This is a genomic window from uncultured Aquimarina sp. (genome assembly GCF_947492965.1).
GTDB lineage: Bacteria > Bacteroidota > Bacteroidia > Flavobacteriales > Flavobacteriaceae > Aquimarina.
On the sequence record NZ_CANLOZ010000006.1, the window covers coordinates 351,606 to 369,469 of the forward strand.

The window sequence follows — 17,864 nt, forward strand, 5'->3', positions numbered from 1 at the left end:
GATGGAAAATGTTTTGAAATGTTTTATAATTGATGATGAAAAAAAGGATAGAGAAAATATAAGTCTACTACTAAAAAACTACTGTCCACAAGTAGAAATAATAGGTGAAGCTTGGGATAAGAATTCTATTATTGAAGGACTATCGAATGAAAATCCAGATTTGGTATTCCTCGATGTGCAATTAGGGTCGATTACCATTTTTGATATTTTGGAAGAGCTGGAAACTATTGATTTCAAAATTATTTTTGTGTCTGCCTATAATCAATACGCCGTAGAAGGGTATAAGTATAATGCTATAGGATATTTGCTAAAACCTATAGAACCAAGACTTTTAGTAGAAAACATTAATAAGACAATTCAGTTACAGGAAAAAGTAGAGAGCAAAGAAGAAGTAATTGCCAATTTTAAAGAATTATATTCTAAAATTCATGAAGTTCCAAAAATTTCTATTACCGATTCGAGAGGAACTCATGTAATTAAGATTCCCAGTGTTTTATACTGTATAAGTAACGGAAACTATACAACCTTGATCCGAAAGAACGAAAAAGAAATTGTTATTTCTAAAAATTTAAAATACATAGAATCCAAGCTAGAACCTTTTGGCTTTTTTAGGATTCATAGATCCTATTTGATCAATTTAGATCAGGTTAATACTTTGGTTAAGGATCAGGGAGGATATGTAGTTATGTCTGATGAAAAATCATTACCTATAGCAAGAGACTCCAAAAAAGAACTTTATCAAAGGCTAAATGTGATTTAATTTAGTGTTAGACAGTATCTTTTTCCTTAATTTGATAAGTAGAATTATAGCTTTTTTCCCACAATAAATGTTATGAATGCATAATATTTTTGGTAGTCCATGTGCAACTTATACATTCAAACATACACTTTATACACTCAGAACTACCAAAAAAATAGTATCGATTTTTATTAGAGAATTATCTTCTAACTTTGATAAGAACAACGTCGGTATATAGCTTTGATGAGAATAATATTGTAAACACACTATGGTTACGTCTGCCGAAACCCCAATTTTCGGTTTGTAGTAAAGTTACAACTTAAGATTGTTATAAATAGAAATATTAAACTGATGTTTCTTTTTGCTTACATATATTGCACAAACTCAACGCTGGTATCTAACAAAGTTAAGTGTAACAGCAATATAGCTTAATCGAATTAAACTAACGTTGAAATAAATGCCTGGATATCTTTCAGGCATTTTTTTATACCTACTTTATTTTCATCTGATTATATTTATTGTTTTTAGGGACCTGATAAAATAGCTGTAGAATCTTTTTAATTAGTATCAATACGTTGATAATGGGTTATTTCATACCTTAGACATTCAAATAACGATCTGCATGAAAATTATTAAAATATTATTCAAAGGTTTAGTTGCAATTATTTTATTGTGTGTCATACTACTTTACATATTTGATTATGATTATATTCTTAAAGGAGTTAGAGTTGTGTACATGACAGGACACACAACTGCTTATATCGACGACTACACATATTTTGATAACCATGTTATAAAAAAATCCGATACACCTATTCCCTGGAAATTACATCCCGATTATAACAAAGCTACTCCAACAGAAACATTAAATAGAGTAAATAAAGAAATGGGGACCGTAGCTTTTATGATCATCAAGAATGATGAAATATGGTACGAAAACTATGCGGATGGTTATGGTACAACTTCTAAGACCAATTCATTTTCGATGGCCAAGAGTATTACAACAGCTCTCTTAGGAAAAGCTATTATGGATGGATATATTAAAAGTATAGATCAACCTATAGGCGACTTTTTGCCTGCTTTTTCAGAAGGATTAGCGGCTAAGGTAACCGTTGGTGACCTTTCTTCTATGTCTTCTGGATTAAATTGGACAGAGCATTATACGAGTCCTTTCTCAATTACAGCCAGAGCGTATTATGATCCAGAATTAAGAGAAGTTATGAATGGCCTAGAAATTATTGATGAACCCGGAAAAGAGTTTGTGTATTTAAGTGGTAATACTCAATTGTTGGGAATGGTCATTGAAAAGGCAACGCAAAAAACACTATCCGAGTATCTGAGTGAAAGTTTTTGGAAACCTATGGGTATGGAAGAAGATGCACTTTGGCAAGTAGATAGTGAAGAGAGTGGAATGGAAAAATCATATTGTTGTATTGCAAGTAATGCAAGAGATTTTGCGCGTTTTGGAGTTCTTTTTAAGAATGATGGAAACTTTGATGGTAAGGAAATATTACCTAAAGAATTTGTGAAGTTGGCTACTCAAAAGCGGTTTGAAAATGATGATATGTACGGTTATGGATTTTGGTTGTCAGATCACTTAGATAAGGATATTTTTGTAATGAGAGGTATCCTAGGACAATATGTAATTACTATTCCAGAGGATGATGTTATTATTGTAAGGTTAGGTCATCATCGTGGATTACCAGAAGGTTCTTTTAGTGAAGATTTTTTTATCTACATAGAAGAAGCTTATCAAATGTTAGAAGATGCTTCATAAGATTAATTTAGAACATATACTGTTTCTGGATATAGAGACAGTTCCCGAACAAAAAAACTTTGATCAGTTGACAGATGAAATGAAGTACCTGTGGGCCGATAAAACAAAGTATCAACGCAAAGAAGAATTCTCACCAGAAGAGTTTTACGAACGAGCAGGTATTTGGGCAGAGTTTGGAAAAATTGTTTGTATTTCTGTCGGGTATTTTAAGTTTAAAGGTGAAACAAGATCCTTTAGAACAACTTCTTTTTACGGGGAAGAAAAACAGCTACTAGTTGATTTTAAAAACTTGATAGAATCTCACTTTAATACTCCACATCATTTACTATGTGCTCATAATGGAAAAGAATTCGATTTTCCATACATTGCCAGAAGGATGATTATCCATAATATAAGTTTGCCTTATAAGCTTAATTTATTTGGTAAAAAACCATGGGAAGTTCCTCATTTAGACACCATGGATTTATGGAAATTTGGAGATTATAAACATTATACTTCTCTTAAGTTGCTAACAAATATATTAGGCATTCCTTCTCCAAAAGATGATATCGATGGCAGTCAGGTAAGAAATGTGTATTACGAAGAAAATGATATCGATCGTATACTAATTTATTGTGAAAAAGATACTGTGGCGGTAGCTCAGATATTACTTCGACTTCGACAAGAAGAACTTCTCGAGGATAGCGAAATTATATCTGTTTAATGTAATATTTTAAGTCCAATACTTGTGCTAATTTAAGGCTGCTAAAACAGATTTGCTTACCAATTTCCCATTAGGTTTGGAGGTTTCTTGTTGTACCAAACCAACATTTTTGGAAATCCATTGTTTTACTATAAATGTTTGTTTCATTCCCATGCTCATAGTAACTTCGTTGGTATAGCTAATCAGATAACATTCAAAGGATCCTGCTGAGGTTGTAATGATTTCTTTTGATTGCACTTCTCTATTTAGTAAGTTCACTTTCATGTCAATACTCATAACACCTGCATCGATCGACATAGATACATATCCATCTTCTAGCTGTTGACCAACAGTTAATGAATTAGGAATATCAATACCTTTTCCTTCAATCGTATAATCCATATTCTGATATTGTTTGTATAGCTGAGGGGAAATAATAGTTTCAGGATCAATAGAAGTAACACCATCTTTACATTCAATAGAAAATTGAGTATCAGTTATTGTTTTTTTCTTTTTTGCATCGATCATAGACATTTGAATGCTAATGGTTGATCCTGAACTTGTAGAATTTATATCTACTATTTTATAATTTGTTTTAGAAGTTAGCTTGTCTTTGTGATTAAAATGATGCAAAGTAATTTCTGTTCCTTTTTTTGAAGGATAGTAAGGACTACAATTGTTTTGAGCGATACAGTTTGTTAAAGCTAAGAATGCAATGATGAATGATAAAGTTTTCATATGTAGGGAATATATTTGTTAATCTTTTATTTATCATTAGTGTACTTATATGGGATTTGGTAAACATATTGCAAAAAAAATCGCTCCTTAGAGCGATGATTATGTATTAGATTACTATAAAGAGGTATTAATTTCTCCCATTTTCATCAGGGTATAATGTATACACAGGATCACTTTGCCAATATTCTTTAGTATCGATATCCATAGCCGTTAAGGGACCTTTAAAAGCTGCTCCAGTATCAATATTCCAAATACAAGTAGCGTTTACAGGAGTTGTTTTGTTTATTCTTGTCACTGGTGTGTGACCAATATAGATCTCATCAAAAAGCAGCAGTCTTTTTGGGTAATTTAAATCTGTTTTTTTTAGTTTAGGATCTATGGCAAGAGCAGTTTCCCAAAGCGTTCGATCCCAGTAGAAAAGTTTATCAAAATATTCATGATGAGGACCATGCAAATTTGTAAACCCTGCATGCAAAAATAATCGATTGTGATTATCAATATGATAATTTAATAGTCTTTCATAAAATCTAAGGTGTGCTGTTTTCTCTTCTTTAGGTAATTGGCTATAGGAATCAATAGTCGCCTGACCTCCATGTTGCATCCATTTTGGATTATAGGTGTTCTTAGTTAACCAAGTATAGCAGAGTTCATCATGATTGCCTTTAATAAAAATGCAATTATGAGTTTCCTGTAAATTCATAAGAAAAGATATTAATTGAGCGCTGTCACTCCATCCATCTACATAATCTCCTAGAAAGATTATGGTGTCATCTTTGGTGATGTTAGCTTTTTCAATTAGTTGTTGAAGCGCTTTTAAAGCTCCATGAATATCTCCAATAACAATAGTCCTACTCATGTTTAATATTTAAAAAGCCAAGATACTGTTTTACATTTTTTTGAGAGGTAAGAACAGGTTTATATAAGAATGTTTTTACGAAAATCGAAAGAATATAGCCTAGTGATTGGATTGTTTTAATTATATCTTACTTTTCTCAAAATCCGCATACTTTCTTTGTACATAGAATATACATCAGAATTGTATGCTTTAAGATATGGTTTTGCTTCTTCCAATTTGTCTTTGGCTTCAGAGAATTTATTTAAATAACAAATAAGATAGGTAGCAGGAAGATTTATCATATCCGCTTTATCATTCTTGTTAAGAGGTATTTTATTTCTTAATTTTTCAATCAAGGCATTATTACTGTTGTACAGATGATAAAGTGTTTTTTTGTCAAATTGTGGAGGTTTAAAGAGTAGCTTATTATCAATATCGTAACTTCCATTAGCTTTAAAGGTAATGACTACTTCTTCCAGAGGATAATATTCATAAGTATCTTGTAGTCCCATATAAACATACTCCACAATTTTAAACTGATCTTCTGATAAAGTTATAGATACTTCATCTAATTCCGAATAAAAGAGTTTTACATGTTCATTAATAAGCTCTATATCTACTCGAGAATAGTAGGTTTTACCATTTTTACGCTTTTCTTTCGCTGCCCAGCATACCACAAAATACTCTTTAAAAACTTTATAAGCAGGGCTATAGTCTTTTCGAGAGTTCATAAAATCAAAAACACCGTCAAGAGTCAGTTCGATATTATTTTGAGCATGACTTTCAATAGCACTAACAATTTCAGAGTTTACATCTTTGATTTCGATATCAAAAACTTTGGGCATACTAATGCTTCCATCTCTAAAAAAGACGCTACCACCGTAGTATTTCCATATGTTTTTCCGAAGCGCACATAATTTACCTCCTTGCGGTCTTATGGTTACCAAACCTACGACTTTGTCAGATGGTAAATGAGGAAAAGGAATATTCTCATAGGACACTATGGGAGGGTTCTGTAAATATGCATTGACTAAATTCTGAATTTTACTATCATCAAAGAAATCTACACCTTCAATTTCATTATCCTCATCTTCTACACCAATAACGATATAAGAATTGTTTTTGGGATTGGAATTGGATAAAGCGCAAATATGTTTTAAAAACTTTGCTTTGCCTTCTTTTTCACCAATATTAAGTTTGCGTTTTTTGTCATAAAAACTGTTTTCGTCATTATGAGCAAGTAGGTTTTTGATAAGAAGGCGTTTATTAATCATTCCATTCACAAATAACAGTCCACACGTTTCCCTGTTAAACTTAGTTATTTTTATTGGGTCTGCAATAGGATGATAATAAACAAATTATCAATTTTTGTTCACAATAACACTATTAGCTTGTGCTGTTGGGAGTACAACGAGATCCGAAATATTCACATGATAAGGTCTAGTTACCACAAAGGCAATAATATCGGCAATATCCTCTGGTCTTAGAGGATCAAAACCTTTATATACTCCATCTGCTCTGGTATCATCTCCTTTAAATCTAACATTGCTAAATTCTGTTTCTACTAATCCAGGATGTATTGCGCCAACTCTAATTCCGTGAACATTGAGATCGATTAGCATTCCTTTGTTGATAGCATCAACAGCGTGTTTACTTGCGCAATATACATTTCCGTTAGGGTATACTTCTTTACCAGCAATGGATCCAATGTTAATGATATGACCAGACTTTTTAGCAATCATTTTTGGGATTATTGCTTTAGAAACATACAATAATCCTTTTACATTAATGTCTAGCATAGCATCCCAATCTTCTATATCTCCCGTTTGTACAGGGTCTAGTCCATGAGCATTTCCAGCATTATTGATTAAAATATCAATAGATTCAAATTCTTTGGGAAGTTCTGAAATGTTTTTAAATACGTTTTCTTTTTCTCTTACATCGAAACACAGCGTATGTACCTTTACTACAGTTTCTAATTCACTTTTTAACTGATCCAAACGCTCTTGTCTTCTTCCGCATAATATTAAATTTATTTGATGTTTAGCAAGTTCAAAAGCGGTTGATCTTCCTATACCACTAGTTGCTCCTGTTATCAATGCCGTTTTCATATATCGAATTATTTTGTTTAATTTCTTTTTTTGCAACATCCATCTTCCTCCTTCGTCTTTTTAGAACATCATCGCGAAAGCCGATGAAAACTGTTACGTCCGTTTTTCAGTAAAAGATCTAAATATACTGTAAAATTTGGGCGTAAGCGTATTTTAGGAGGATACATTTAACCTATAATTAACAAGAACAAGAAAAATATTTTAACAATTTGCATTGCTGAAACATGAATGTTAAATTCACGCCTTTAAAAAAAAGAATAGATGGAAGAAAATAGTTCTATTGATATTGCTTCAATCAATGAGAAGATACAAAGAGAATCTGCCTTTGTTGATCTACTAACTTTAGAAATGAATAAAGTAATTGTGGGTCAAAAACATATGGTAGAACGATTACTTATAGGATTACTAGGACAAGGACATATTTTGTTAGAAGGGGTTCCCGGATTAGCAAAAACACTAGCTATTAATACCTTGTCTAAAGCGGTACAAGGAAGCTTTAGTCGTATACAGTTTACTCCAGACTTATTACCTGCAGATGTGGTAGGAACCCTTATTTATAATATGAAAGAGAATGATTTCTCTATAAAGAAAGGACCTATTTTTGCAAATTTTGTTTTGGCAGATGAGATCAATCGTGCTCCAGCAAAAGTTCAAAGTGCGCTGCTAGAAGCGATGCAGGAGAAACAAGTTACGATCGGAGATGAAACCTTTGTGCTGGACAAACCATTTTTAGTAATGGCAACACAAAACCCTGTAGAACAAGAGGGTACTTATCCATTACCAGAAGCACAGGTAGACCGTTTTATGCTAAAAACAGTTATTGATTATCCTAAGTTAGAAGAAGAGCAATTAATAGTTAGGGCCAATCTAAAAGGTAGTTTCGAAAAAGTAAATCCTGTGGTGTCCATAGATCAAATTCTTAGTGCTCAGAAAGCAGTAAGAGAAGTTTATATGGATGAAAAAATAGAAAAATATATACTCGATATTATTTTTGCTACTCGTTATCCTGAAAAATATGGTTTAGAAGATCTTAAACCTCTTATCAATTTTGGAGCTTCTCCAAGGGGAAGTATCAATTTAGCAACGGCTGCAAAATGTTTCGCTTTTATAAAAAGAAGAGGATATGTAATTCCTGAAGATGTTAGAGCGGTAGTACATGATGTATTACGTCATCGTATTGGTATTACTTACGAAGCAGAAGCAGAAAATGTTACTTCGGAAGATATTATCAATAAAATTGTAAACGAGATCGAAGTACCATAGGATTGTCATTCCTGCGAAGGCAGGAATCTCATAATTATTAGATAAGAAGTATGATTTGATAGATTCCGCATTTGGTGCGGAATGACAAAATAAAAAATGGATACTAAAGAGTTACTAAAAAAAGTTCGGAAAATTGAGATCAAGACAAGACGCTTGAGCGATCACATTTTTGGAGGAGAATATCATTCTACCTTCAAGGGGCGTGGTATGACTTTTAGCGAAGTGCGTCAGTATCAATTTGGAGATGACGTTCGAAATATTGATTGGAATGTAACTGCAAGATATAATGAGCCTTACATCAAAGTCTTCGAAGAAGAACGAGAGTTGACTATGATGTTGATGGTAGATGTTTCTGGATCTCAGTTATTTGGTACAAAACAGCAATTCAAAAAAGAAATCATTACCGAAATAGCGGCTACCTTAGCCTTTTCTGCTACTCAGAATAATGATAAAATTGGATTGATTCTTTTTACCGATGAAATAGAACTTTTTATTCCACCAAAGAAAGGTAGATCTCATGTACTGCGAATTATTAGAGAGCTATTAGAATACGAACCAAAGAGTACAAAAACGGATATTACTGAAGCATTAAAGTTTTTGTCGAATGTGATGAAAAAGAAAGCAATAGTATTTGTACTCTCTGATTTTATAACAGACGGTTACCAGCAAACGTTAAAAATAGTTGGTGGCAAACATGATGTAACAGGAATTAGGGTATATGATCAACGAGAAGAAGAAATTCCAAACCTGGGAATGGTTCAAATGGAGGATGAAGAAACTGGAGAATTACTGATGGTAAACACAGGTTCTAAAAAAGTACGAATGAACTACGCCAACTACTATCGTGATCGTGTAGATTATTTTAAAGACAGTTTTACCAGAAGTGGTGCTGGATCATTGAGTAGTAGAGTAGACGAAAGCTACGTAAAAAAATTATTAGGATATTTTAAACGAAGAGGATAGGCGATAATTAAGAATGAAGAATTATAAATTACTAATTATAGATAACAATATCAGTTTTCCATTTTTTGGAAAAACTACCAAAACGTTATTGCTACTGTTTTTTATGGTCTTGGGAGGATTTCAAATCAATGCCCAAGTAGTTACTAGCATTGATTCTACGTCTATTTTAATTGGAGAAGAGATAAGATATAAAATGCAGGTTGAATCTGATTCTTCGGAAATTGTAATTTTTCCAGAAGGGCAGACCTTCTCTCCGCTAGAAGTAATAGAATCTTATAAAACGGATACAACCAAAAATGGTAAAAAGTTTAATCTGATTAAAGAATATGCATTAACCCAATTCGATTCGGGATTTTATACCATTCCAAGGCAAAAAGTAATGATAGGAGATCGGGTATTTTTTACGGATTCCCTAAAAGTACAAGTTCGCGATGTATTGGTAGATACGACCAAACAGAAGATGTATGAAATCAAACCCTTGGTAGAGGTAGATGCTTCTTTTTTTAATTGGAAAAAACACATATGGTGGATTTTAATCCCATTAATTATCGCTGGGTTAGTAGTCTTTTTTATACTAAGAAGAAAAAAGAAAAAAGAGGCACAAGAAGATGAATTACCACCTTATGAAAGAGCAATTCTTGCATTACGAAGAATAGATGAATCCCATCTTTTAGAACAAGACTCTCATAAGGAGTATTATTCGCAATTAAGTGATACTGCACGTAAGTATATAGACGAGGAAGTTTATGATCATGCGATGGAAAGTACTACCGATGAGTTAATTGCTCGTCTGGATGAAGAAATCAAAAAAGGGTCGTTAAATCTAGATAAACAAACTATCGAAGAGCTTAAGACCGTTCTTAAAACGGCAGATATGGCAAAGTTTGCTAAATCCAAACCTGATATCGGTACGGCAAAGGCAGATAGAAATGTGATAGAAAGAGTTATTAATGAAACTAAAGAAGCGATTCCGGAACCTACAGAAGAAGAATTATTAGCCGATGAAGAGTACCGAAAAGCTACTGCCGAGAAAAGATTAAGAAAGAGAATCATATTCGGAAGTATTGCTGGTTTTGGTGTTATCGTAATCACTTTAATGATATTTATCTTCGTAAAAGGGTATGATGTCGTAAAAGATTCATTGCTTGGTCATCCTACAAAAGAATTGGCAGAAACCGAATGGATTAGTAGTGCATATGGTGCTCCGCCAGTTACTATTTCTACACCAAAAGTGTTGATTAGAAATAATTTCCAACTAACAGAAGAACAAAAACAGATTTTAAAAGGAAATGAAACCTTTGTATACGGAAGTTTAATAGGAAACTTCTTTATCTCTGTTTCGACCGTACAGTATAATCAGAAAACCGAGGTGGATCTTAATAAGGTTGTTGAAGGAGTAGTAGGCAATTTTGAGTCTCAAGGGGCAAAAAATATTACAGTGAAGGACGAAGAATATGAAACCCTAGCAGGAGCCAAAGGAATAAAAGTATACGGTAGTTTGGAGGTAATGAATTCCTTGACTAAAAAAGAGCAAAAAAGCGATTATTTAATGCTCAATTTTGCAGAAAATGGAGGCTTTCAACAAATAATGGTCGTTTTTAATAAAGAAGACCGTTATGCGAAAGATGTGGCTCAACGGATTATAAACTCAGTAGAACTTAGAAATGCCAAATAAAAATGTTTGAAAATTTTACATTTGAAAATCCACAGTTTTTTTGGTTGTTTTTAATACTACCACTAGCAATTGCTTGGTATATATGGAAAAGGAATAAGCAGCAAGCCGAGTTAAAAATATCCAGTATAAAAGGATTTAAGGCATCTGGTAGCTTACTTGCAAAATTGAGACCCTTCCTGTTGTTGTTAAGATTGATAGCAATGACATTAATTATCATAGCATTGGCAAGACCTCGAACGGTTGATGTATCGACCAAAACAAAAACTACGAGAGGAATCGATATTGTAATGGCAATTGATGTTTCTGCGAGTATGTTGGCCAGAGATTTAAGACCTAATCGTTTAGAAGCACTAAAAGATGTAGCAGCCGAATTTATTCAGGGAAGACCAAATGATAGAATAGGATTGGTAATGTATGCTGCAGAGAGCTTTACAAAAACGCCCATTACTAGCGATAAGTCTATTGTACTTAGTGCAATGAAAGAAATCGAATACAACAATTTGTTGGAAAATGGTACCGCTATTGGAATGGGATTGGCAACCTCTGTTAATCGATTAAAAGATAGCAAAGCCAAGAGTAAAGTAATCATACTGTTAACCGATGGATCTAATAATGCAGGTTTTATTGATCCTAAAATTGCTTCAGAATTAGCGGTAGAATATGGCATTAAGACCTATACAATTGGTTTAGGAACAAACGGTATGGCATTAGCGCCTGTAGCGATTAGACCAAACGGAACTTTTCAATACGGGAATGTAAAAGTAGAGATAGATGAAGAGCTTCTTAAAGAAATCGCTAAGGTTACAAAAGGGAAATACTTCAGGGCAACAGATAATAAGAAACTGGAGCAGATATATGAAGAGATTGATAAGTTGGAAAGGACAGATGTAGAAGAGTTTAAGTTTTACAATTACGAAGAAAAGTTTAGACCCTTAGTACTATTAGCAGGAATTTTATTACTGTTTGAATTTCTTTTGAGATTCACTGTATTTAGAAGTTTTGTATAAAATTTAGAAGTTTGAAAAAAGGGATTATAATTCAGGGAAGTTCTAGAAGTAATGGAGATACACATACGGTAGTTTCTTATTTGGAGAATGTAACTGGATTTGATGTAATAGATCTTAATCAAAGAGATATCAACTATTTTGATTATGAGTTTCAGAATAAAGATGATTTTGAAGTTATATTTAAAAATATGGTTCAGAATTATCAAACGATTGTACTGGCAACACCGGTATATTGGTATACGATGAGTGGCGTTATGAAGGTTTTCTTAGATCGAATTTCGGATTACCTTTATAAAGAGAAGGATTTTGGGCGTATGCTTAGAGGAAAAGAAATGTCTATGATTAGTTGTAGTAATGATGATGATCGAGTAGAAGAGTTTAGTATGCCGTTTTCGAGAAGTGCTGCTTACTTGGGAATGGAATATATAGGAGATGTGCATGCTTGGATAAAGAATAACGAGCTTTCTTCCGAGGTAAAAGAAAAAATAAATGCATTTGCATTAAAAATTAAAGGTTAATAAAAGCAGGTTGAAGAGAAGTGAAATGTAATTTTATTATTGTAGATATAGAAATCAATCAACTAAAAACCATAAACTAAGAACTATTTAAGATGTACTTATTAGAAGAGAAAATATATTTCTGGTTGTTATTGGTGATCCCGATACTAATTGTAATATTTATCGGTGTTTTGATATGGAAGAAAACAACACAGAAGCGATTTGCAGATAAGGAACTATTAAAAAAATTGAGTCCAAATCAATCTGTTTTTAAATCTATATTGAAAATAGTTGTAATCAGTTTGGCTTTTGCTTGTTTTGTGGTAGCCTTGGTAAATCCGAAAATCGGAACGAAGCTCGAAACAGTAAAACGAGAAGGTGTGGATGTGGTCTTTGCCATAGATGTTTCTAAAAGTATGCTTGCCGAGGATATTGCTCCAAATCGAATAGAAAAATCAAAGCAATTAGTAACTCAGATCATTAATAATTTAGCAAGTGATCGAGTAGGTATCATTGCATATGCTGCAAGTGCGTTTCCGCAGTTGCCAATTACAACCGATTATGGTTCTGCAAAGATGTTTTTGCAGTCTATGAATACAGATATGTTATCTTCTCAGGGTACCGCAATTAATGAAGCTATCGAATTAGCAAAGACATATTATAACGACGAAGAACAAACGAATCGGGTTTTATTTATCATTAGTGATGGAGAAGATCATGAAGGAAATGTCGGTTCTATCGCCGAAGATGCAGCTAAAGAAGGAATTAAAATATTTACTATTGGTGTTGGAACAACAAAAGGAGGTCCGATTCCGATAAAACGTAATGGAATCGTTCAGACCTACAAGAAAAATAACCAAGGAGAAACCGTTATTACTAAATTGAATACCACAATTCTACAAGAAATTGCGGAAGAGGCAAACGGAGTATACATCGATGGTACGAATACCAATGAGGTGATAGAAAATGTAACGGAGTTGTTACAGGGAATGGATAAGAAGGAGTTCGAGGCAAAGCAATTTGCAGACTTCAAGGATCAATTTCAGTGGTTTTTGGGAGCTGGATTATTGTTATTATTTTTAGATGTTTTCTTGTTAGAAAGAAAAACATCGTGGGTTAAAAGATTAAACCTTTTTAATGAGGAGTAGTTAAAAAATTAGAATACTATGAGAAATTTACTTATCATATTATTATGTTTTCAAGTAGGAATTTCTTTTTCTCAGGAAGAAGATAGAGCAGAGATTATCGCTGAAGCGGATAGATATGTTGCAAATGGAAATGAAGTATTACAAAAAGATGGTAATTTTCCAAAGGCTGAAGGAGAATATAGAAAGGCAATTTCTAAGAACCCTGTAGATCCAGTTGCCAAATATAATTTGGCTAATGCTTACTATAATACCGAAAAATATGATGAAGCAAATAATCGTTATGTAGAGGCTGCAAAAACTGCAACTACCAAAGAAGAGAAACATAAGGCGTTTCATAACCAGGGAAATACCTTTATGGAGCAAAAGAAATACAAGGAAGCTGTGGAAGCTTATAAAAATGCATTGAGAAACAATCCTAAAGATGATGAAACTCGATATAACCTTGCATTAGCAAAGAAGATGTTAGAAAAGCAGCAGAACGAGGATAAAGGAGGAGACGGAGATAAGGATAATAAAGATCAGAATAAAGACGAGAATAAGGACCAGGAAAACAAGGATAAAAAAGACGGAGAGAATAAAGAGGATAAGAAAGAAGGAGGTGATGAGAAAGATCAAAAAGGTGATGAAGGAGAAGATAAAAAAGATGAGAAAGGAAAGGATCAAGAAGATAAGCAGGATGATCCAAATGAAGAGGGAAAAGAGAAGAAAAAAGATAATAAAGAAGGCGAAGGAAAACCTGAAGAAAAGAAGCAACAACCTCAGCAAGTACAAGGACAATTATCTCCTCAGCAGGTAAAAAGCCTTTTGGAGGCGATGAATAATGAAGAAAGAAAAGTGCAGGATAAGATAAATGCCAAAAAGGCGAAAGGAGCAAAAACAAAAACAGAAAAAGATTGGTAAACTGATGAATATAAGATTAATTTTTGTAGCATTATTTTTAGCAGTTTCCCAGCTAGGTATGGCTCAGGTGAAGTTTGAGGCCAAAGTGAGCAAGAAAAAGTTGGGTATAAATGAAAGATTGCGCGTAGATTTCGAAATGAATCAGGATGGAGATAATTTTACTCAGCCTAGTTTCAAGGGGTTTACCGTTGTAGGAGGACCAAATCAGTCTATCAGTAACTCTTGGATTAATGGGAAGAGATCGTATGCAAAGACATTTAGCTATTTTTTATCACCCACCAAAAGAGGAAACTTTACCATAGGACAAGCAACCATAGAAATAGATGGTCAAATTTATAAAACGCTACCTGTAAAGGTTCAGGTAACTGCAGCCGTAGAAAAACCAAAAGACGGTAATAATGCGGATTACGTAGCAAGTGAAAATTTACATCTGGTTGCTGAGGTTTCTAAGACAAATCCATACCTAAATGAAGCGATTACTGTAGTGTATAAGCTTTATGTGAGTCCAAGAATTCAAATAAGTAATTTAAGAGAAATTGATAATCCAAAGTATAGTGATTTTTGGAGTCAGGCGATAAAAATAGGTCAATTAAGGGTCGAACGAGGAGAATATAAAGGTGAGCCCTATAATTTTGTAGTATGCGGAAAAACGGTTTTGTACCCGCAAAAAACAGGAAAACTAGAGATAGAACCTCTTACCTTATCAATTGCTGTTGATGTTCCTACGAACCGAAGAGATATTTTTGGAGGTAAATTATACTCTACGGTTAACAAAACAGTAGCTGCAGGAACTAGAACTATTAATGTAAAGCCACTTCCGATAGAAGGAAAACCAGATGATTTTTCTGGAGCAGTTGGTTCGTTTGATTTTAAGATAACACCTAATAGAACAGAATTAGATGCAACTGAATCTTTGGAAACCAAAATTCAGGTGTCCGGTAATGGGAATCTTAAATTATTCGATTTACCAAAGTTAAGTGTACCTAATGGTTTAGAACAATATGAACCAGAGCATAATGAAAGAGTAAGAACGAATATTACGGGAATGTCCGGTAGTATATCAGATTCGTATACATTAGTTCCACAGTTCAAAGGAACCTATCCAATTCCACCTGTTTCTTTTTCATATTTTGATTTAAAAACAGAAACCTATAAGCGAATTACTTCTCCAGAGATCGTAATTAATGTAAAAAATGGTCCTGATAGTGGAAGTATTGTAACCAACTCTGAAGCTTCAGGAACTACCAAAAAACTGGTAACACAAACAGGTAGCCAATTTAGATTTTTAAAGTTGGACGCTGATCTGGAACCAATCCAAAAAGAGTACTTCTTTAAGTCTACTGGATTTTGGGTAATGCTAACAGCACCTTTACTAGCAATTCCATTGTTTATGTTCTTTGGTAAAAAGAGAGAAGAAAGATTGAGTGATGTTAGTGGAAACAGAGTTCGAAAAGCTGATAAATTGGCAAGAAAATATCTTTCTGAAGCGAAAAAGAACCTAGGAAATCAAAAGGATTTTTATATCGCAATGGAACGAGCGTTGCATAACTATCTAAAAGCAAAGCTGAATATACAAACTAGCGAGATGAGTAAAGATCGTATCCAACGATTATTAAAAGAAAGAGATGTAGAGGACGCTACCTCAATAGAGTTTATTGCTTTATTAGAGAGTTGTGAGTTTGCAAGATATACACCATCTTCTACTTCAGCAATGCAACAGGATTATGATAAAGCATCTAGAGTGATTGCGGCAATTGATAAACAATTATAAAATATTGAGAGTAGTGAAGAATTTAATTATAATAGTTGTTTTTCTAGTGAGTGTTTTGGGCTTAGCGCAAAACGATCAATTATTTGAAAAGGGAAATTCCTTTTATAATCAAGAAAAATATCAGGAGGCTATAGACGCTTATTCTGCCATTTTAGAAAGTGGCCAGGAATCAGCTTCACTATATTACAATCTAGCGAATGCTAATTATAAACTGAGTAATATAGGGCAAAGCATTTACTATTACGAGAAAGCATTAGAGTTGAAACCTAATGATGAAGACATAAAGAATAACTTGGCTTTTGCCAATAATGCTACCATAGATGCAATCGATGTAATTCCAGAAGGAGTTATTTCGAGAACTATAAACGGTTTTACTAATATGTTTAGTTTTGATTCTTGGGCGTGGATTGCAGTTCTTTGTGTAATCATTTTTGTAGTATTGTTTTTATTGTATTACACAGCACGTATATCTTCCAAAAAAAGACTTTTCTTCTTAGGTTCGTGGGTGTCATTACTCATAGCAGTTTTTGCTGTGGTTTTTGCTTTTAAGCAGTATGGCTACATCACGAATAACCAATATGCCATTATTTTCGCACAAGAAAGCACAGTAAAAAGCGAACCCAACTTAAGAAGTGAAGAGGTTTTTGAACTTCATGAGGGAACCAAAGTAAAAGTTACCGAAACAGTAAATGATTGGAAGAAAATCAAACTTGCTGATGGTAAAATAGGATGGATTCCAGCTACAGATTTAAAAGAGCTTTAATATTTCTTTTTACATTATTTACTTTTCACCACTCTTGGGATGGATGAGAAAATATGCGATCTATCTATTTTACAGCTATATTGTAAATATTTTCACGAATAGTTTAATTGCTAAATGAACAAACTAAATACTTCTATTAAGCTTCATCTTCTCATTGGGGTTTTTATTAGCTTTTGGATTTTTGTGTTTACGTATTATATAAAACCTTTTGATACAGGAATTTCATATTTCGATTGGGATAAGATAAGTATAGGGTTTAGTTCAATTTCCTTTATTTGCTATGCAATACTTGCCATATTGCAGAAAGTAGTTTATGATAAAATAAGAAAGTGGAATATTACCTTAGAAATAAGTGCAATCCTCTTTTTTCATATACTTAATTTAATAGTTAGTTATAACCTTTACAAAAGCCCTCTTTTTAGAGGAATCTATGAGTTTTGGGATTTTGCTAGTTTGGTTTTTCAATTTTCGCTCATTTTTACACCAATCTTAGTACTGGCAAGAATCTATATCGTTAGACTAGTTGCGGAAAAGCCAAAGATAGATGACCAGGAAATTGTGTTAACCATCAAAGGAGAAAATAGATTAGATGTGTTACAAGTAAACAAATCCGATTTAGTCTGTATAACAAATGCTCAAAATTACGTAGAGATTTTTTTTATTGAGGAAGGGAATCTAGGATCTAAATTAATACGTTCTTCTCTTAAGAGTATGAAAGAAGAATTAAACTTTTTAATTCAGGTACATCGTTCACACCTGATAAATCCATCACATTTTAGATCTTGGAAAAATTCGAATACTATTAGACTTACTCATATGGATGTTCCTGTCTCAAAAACTTTTGATAAGGATCTATTACCACATTAATTTTTATACCTAAATCCCATTGTTTTGTACCTAACCCTTATTTTCAGGGTATTGAATGGAGATTTTCAGAATACTTTTAGCTTTTCAAAAATCAAGAGAATACAGGAAATAGGAATACCAGTTATGAT

Annotated in this window: 17 protein-coding genes; 13 read left to right on the top strand and 4 right to left on the bottom strand. The window is 33.1% G+C overall.

The genetic code is table 11. The features are described from left to right. Window position 1 precedes the first annotated feature (1 nt). The 3 genes from Q1B37_RS17395 to Q1B37_RS17405 all read left to right on the top strand — a co-directional run bounded on the left by Q1B37_RS17395 (window position 2) and on the right by Q1B37_RS17405 (window position 3,219). On the top strand, window positions 2-760 hold the full coding sequence (locus Q1B37_RS17395; protein ID WP_299900669.1) for a LytTR family DNA-binding domain-containing protein: 759 nt from the start codon (window positions 2-4) through the stop codon (window positions 758-760). 601 nt (window positions 761-1,361) lie between these two features. Next, entirely contained in the window at window positions 1,362-2,516 is a 1,155-nt protein-coding gene (locus Q1B37_RS17400) for a serine hydrolase (protein WP_299900671.1), read from the top strand. Beyond that, a complete protein-coding gene (locus Q1B37_RS17405; RefSeq protein ID WP_299900673.1) occupies window positions 2,506-3,219 on the top strand; it encodes a 3'-5' exonuclease in 714 nt (237 codons plus the stop codon). Before Q1B37_RS17400 ends, Q1B37_RS17405 begins: the two co-directional genes overlap by 11 nt. A gap of 27 nt (window positions 3,220-3,246) precedes the next feature. Here the strand turns inward: Q1B37_RS17405 and Q1B37_RS17410 are convergent, their stop codons facing one another. From Q1B37_RS17410 to Q1B37_RS17425, 4 genes are all read right to left on the bottom strand, one after another. Further along, entirely contained in the window at window positions 3,247-3,936 is a 690-nt protein-coding gene (locus Q1B37_RS17410; protein ID WP_299608789.1) for a hypothetical protein, read from the bottom strand. 127 nt (window positions 3,937-4,063) lie between these two features. Next, window positions 4,064-4,792, bottom strand: coding sequence for a metallophosphoesterase (locus Q1B37_RS17415; protein WP_299900675.1), 729 nt, complete (start codon window positions 4,790-4,792; stop codon window positions 4,064-4,066). A 116-nt stretch (window positions 4,793-4,908) separates the two neighbouring features. After that, a complete protein-coding gene (locus tag Q1B37_RS17420; protein WP_299608783.1) occupies window positions 4,909-6,045 on the bottom strand; it encodes an ATP-binding protein in 1,137 nt (378 codons plus the stop codon). 87 nt (window positions 6,046-6,132) lie between these two features. Continuing rightward, on the bottom strand, window positions 6,133-6,882 hold the full coding sequence (locus Q1B37_RS17425) for an SDR family NAD(P)-dependent oxidoreductase (protein WP_299608780.1): 750 nt from the start codon (window positions 6,880-6,882) through the stop codon (window positions 6,133-6,135). A 261-nt stretch (window positions 6,883-7,143) separates the two neighbouring features. Between Q1B37_RS17425 and Q1B37_RS17430 the strand changes: the two genes are divergently transcribed. The 10 genes from Q1B37_RS17430 to Q1B37_RS17475 all read left to right on the top strand — a co-directional run bounded on the left by Q1B37_RS17430 (window position 7,144) and on the right by Q1B37_RS17475 (window position 17,736). Beyond that, window positions 7,144-8,145, top strand: coding sequence for a MoxR family ATPase (locus Q1B37_RS17430; RefSeq protein WP_299608777.1), 1,002 nt, complete (start codon window positions 7,144-7,146; stop codon window positions 8,143-8,145). 96 nt (window positions 8,146-8,241) lie between these two features. Next, complete coding sequence (locus Q1B37_RS17435) at window positions 8,242-9,108, top strand: DUF58 domain-containing protein (protein ID WP_299608774.1); 867 nt, start codon at window positions 8,242-8,244, stop codon at window positions 9,106-9,108. Between the two features lie 13 nt (window positions 9,109-9,121). Beyond that, entirely contained in the window at window positions 9,122-10,783 is a 1,662-nt protein-coding gene (locus Q1B37_RS17440; RefSeq protein WP_299900677.1) for a DUF4381 domain-containing protein, read from the top strand. Between the two features lie 2 nt (window positions 10,784-10,785). Further along, window positions 10,786-11,790, top strand: a complete 1,005-nt coding sequence (locus tag Q1B37_RS17445; RefSeq protein WP_299900679.1) for a VWA domain-containing protein — start codon at window positions 10,786-10,788, stop codon at window positions 11,788-11,790. 11 nt (window positions 11,791-11,801) lie between these two features. Next, complete coding sequence (locus Q1B37_RS17450) at window positions 11,802-12,308, top strand: NAD(P)H-dependent oxidoreductase (RefSeq protein WP_299900681.1); 507 nt, start codon at window positions 11,802-11,804, stop codon at window positions 12,306-12,308. A 92-nt stretch (window positions 12,309-12,400) separates the two neighbouring features. Beyond that, entirely contained in the window at window positions 12,401-13,435 is a 1,035-nt protein-coding gene (locus Q1B37_RS17455; RefSeq protein WP_299900683.1) for a VWA domain-containing protein, read from the top strand. Between the two features lie 18 nt (window positions 13,436-13,453). Continuing rightward, entirely contained in the window at window positions 13,454-14,335 is an 882-nt protein-coding gene (locus tag Q1B37_RS17460) for a tetratricopeptide repeat protein (RefSeq protein ID WP_299900684.1), read from the top strand. Window positions 14,336-14,339: 4 nt separating this feature from the next. Continuing rightward, window positions 14,340-16,106 carry a BatD family protein gene (locus tag Q1B37_RS17465; protein ID WP_299900686.1) on the top strand — a complete coding sequence of 589 codons (1,767 nt, stop codon included), beginning with the start codon at window positions 14,340-14,342 and terminating at the stop codon, window positions 16,104-16,106. Between the two features lie 13 nt (window positions 16,107-16,119). Beyond that, window positions 16,120-16,869 (top strand): tetratricopeptide repeat protein, encoded by a 750-nt coding sequence (locus tag Q1B37_RS17470; protein ID WP_299900689.1) that lies wholly within the window; start codon window positions 16,120-16,122, stop codon window positions 16,867-16,869. Between the two features lie 114 nt (window positions 16,870-16,983). Beyond that, window positions 16,984-17,736 (top strand): LytTR family DNA-binding domain-containing protein, encoded by a 753-nt coding sequence (locus tag Q1B37_RS17475; RefSeq protein ID WP_299900691.1) that lies wholly within the window; start codon window positions 16,984-16,986, stop codon window positions 17,734-17,736. Window positions 17,737-17,864 lie beyond the last annotated feature (128 nt).

Coding starts and splice junctions, on each gene's coding strand:
- Q1B37_RS17395 (WP_299900669.1), top strand. CDS start 2: ATGGAAAATGTTTTGAAATGTTTTATAATTGATGATGAAAAAAAGGAT.
- Q1B37_RS17400 (WP_299900671.1), top strand. CDS start 1,362: ATGAAAATTATTAAAATATTATTCAAAGGTTTAGTTGCAATTATTTTA.
- Q1B37_RS17405 (WP_299900673.1), top strand. CDS start 2,506: ATGCTTCATAAGATTAATTTAGAACATATACTGTTTCTGGATATAGAG.
- Q1B37_RS17410 (WP_299608789.1), bottom strand. CDS start 3,936: ATGAAAACTTTATCATTCATCATTGCATTCTTAGCTTTAACAAACTGT.
- Q1B37_RS17415 (WP_299900675.1), bottom strand. CDS start 4,792: ATGAGTAGGACTATTGTTATTGGAGATATTCATGGAGCTTTAAAAGCG.
- Q1B37_RS17420 (WP_299608783.1), bottom strand. CDS start 6,045: ATGATTAATAAACGCCTTCTTATCAAAAACCTACTTGCTCATAATGAC.
- Q1B37_RS17425 (WP_299608780.1), bottom strand. CDS start 6,882: ATGAAAACGGCATTGATAACAGGAGCAACTAGTGGTATAGGAAGATCA.
- Q1B37_RS17430 (WP_299608777.1), top strand. CDS start 7,144: ATGGAAGAAAATAGTTCTATTGATATTGCTTCAATCAATGAGAAGATA.
- Q1B37_RS17435 (WP_299608774.1), top strand. CDS start 8,242: ATGGATACTAAAGAGTTACTAAAAAAAGTTCGGAAAATTGAGATCAAG.
- Q1B37_RS17440 (WP_299900677.1), top strand. CDS start 9,122: ATGAAGAATTATAAATTACTAATTATAGATAACAATATCAGTTTTCCA.
- Q1B37_RS17445 (WP_299900679.1), top strand. CDS start 10,786: ATGTTTGAAAATTTTACATTTGAAAATCCACAGTTTTTTTGGTTGTTT.
- Q1B37_RS17455 (WP_299900683.1), top strand. CDS start 12,401: ATGTACTTATTAGAAGAGAAAATATATTTCTGGTTGTTATTGGTGATC.
- Q1B37_RS17460 (WP_299900684.1), top strand. CDS start 13,454: ATGAGAAATTTACTTATCATATTATTATGTTTTCAAGTAGGAATTTCT.
- Q1B37_RS17465 (WP_299900686.1), top strand. CDS start 14,340: ATGAATATAAGATTAATTTTTGTAGCATTATTTTTAGCAGTTTCCCAG.
- Q1B37_RS17475 (WP_299900691.1), top strand. CDS start 16,984: ATGAACAAACTAAATACTTCTATTAAGCTTCATCTTCTCATTGGGGTT.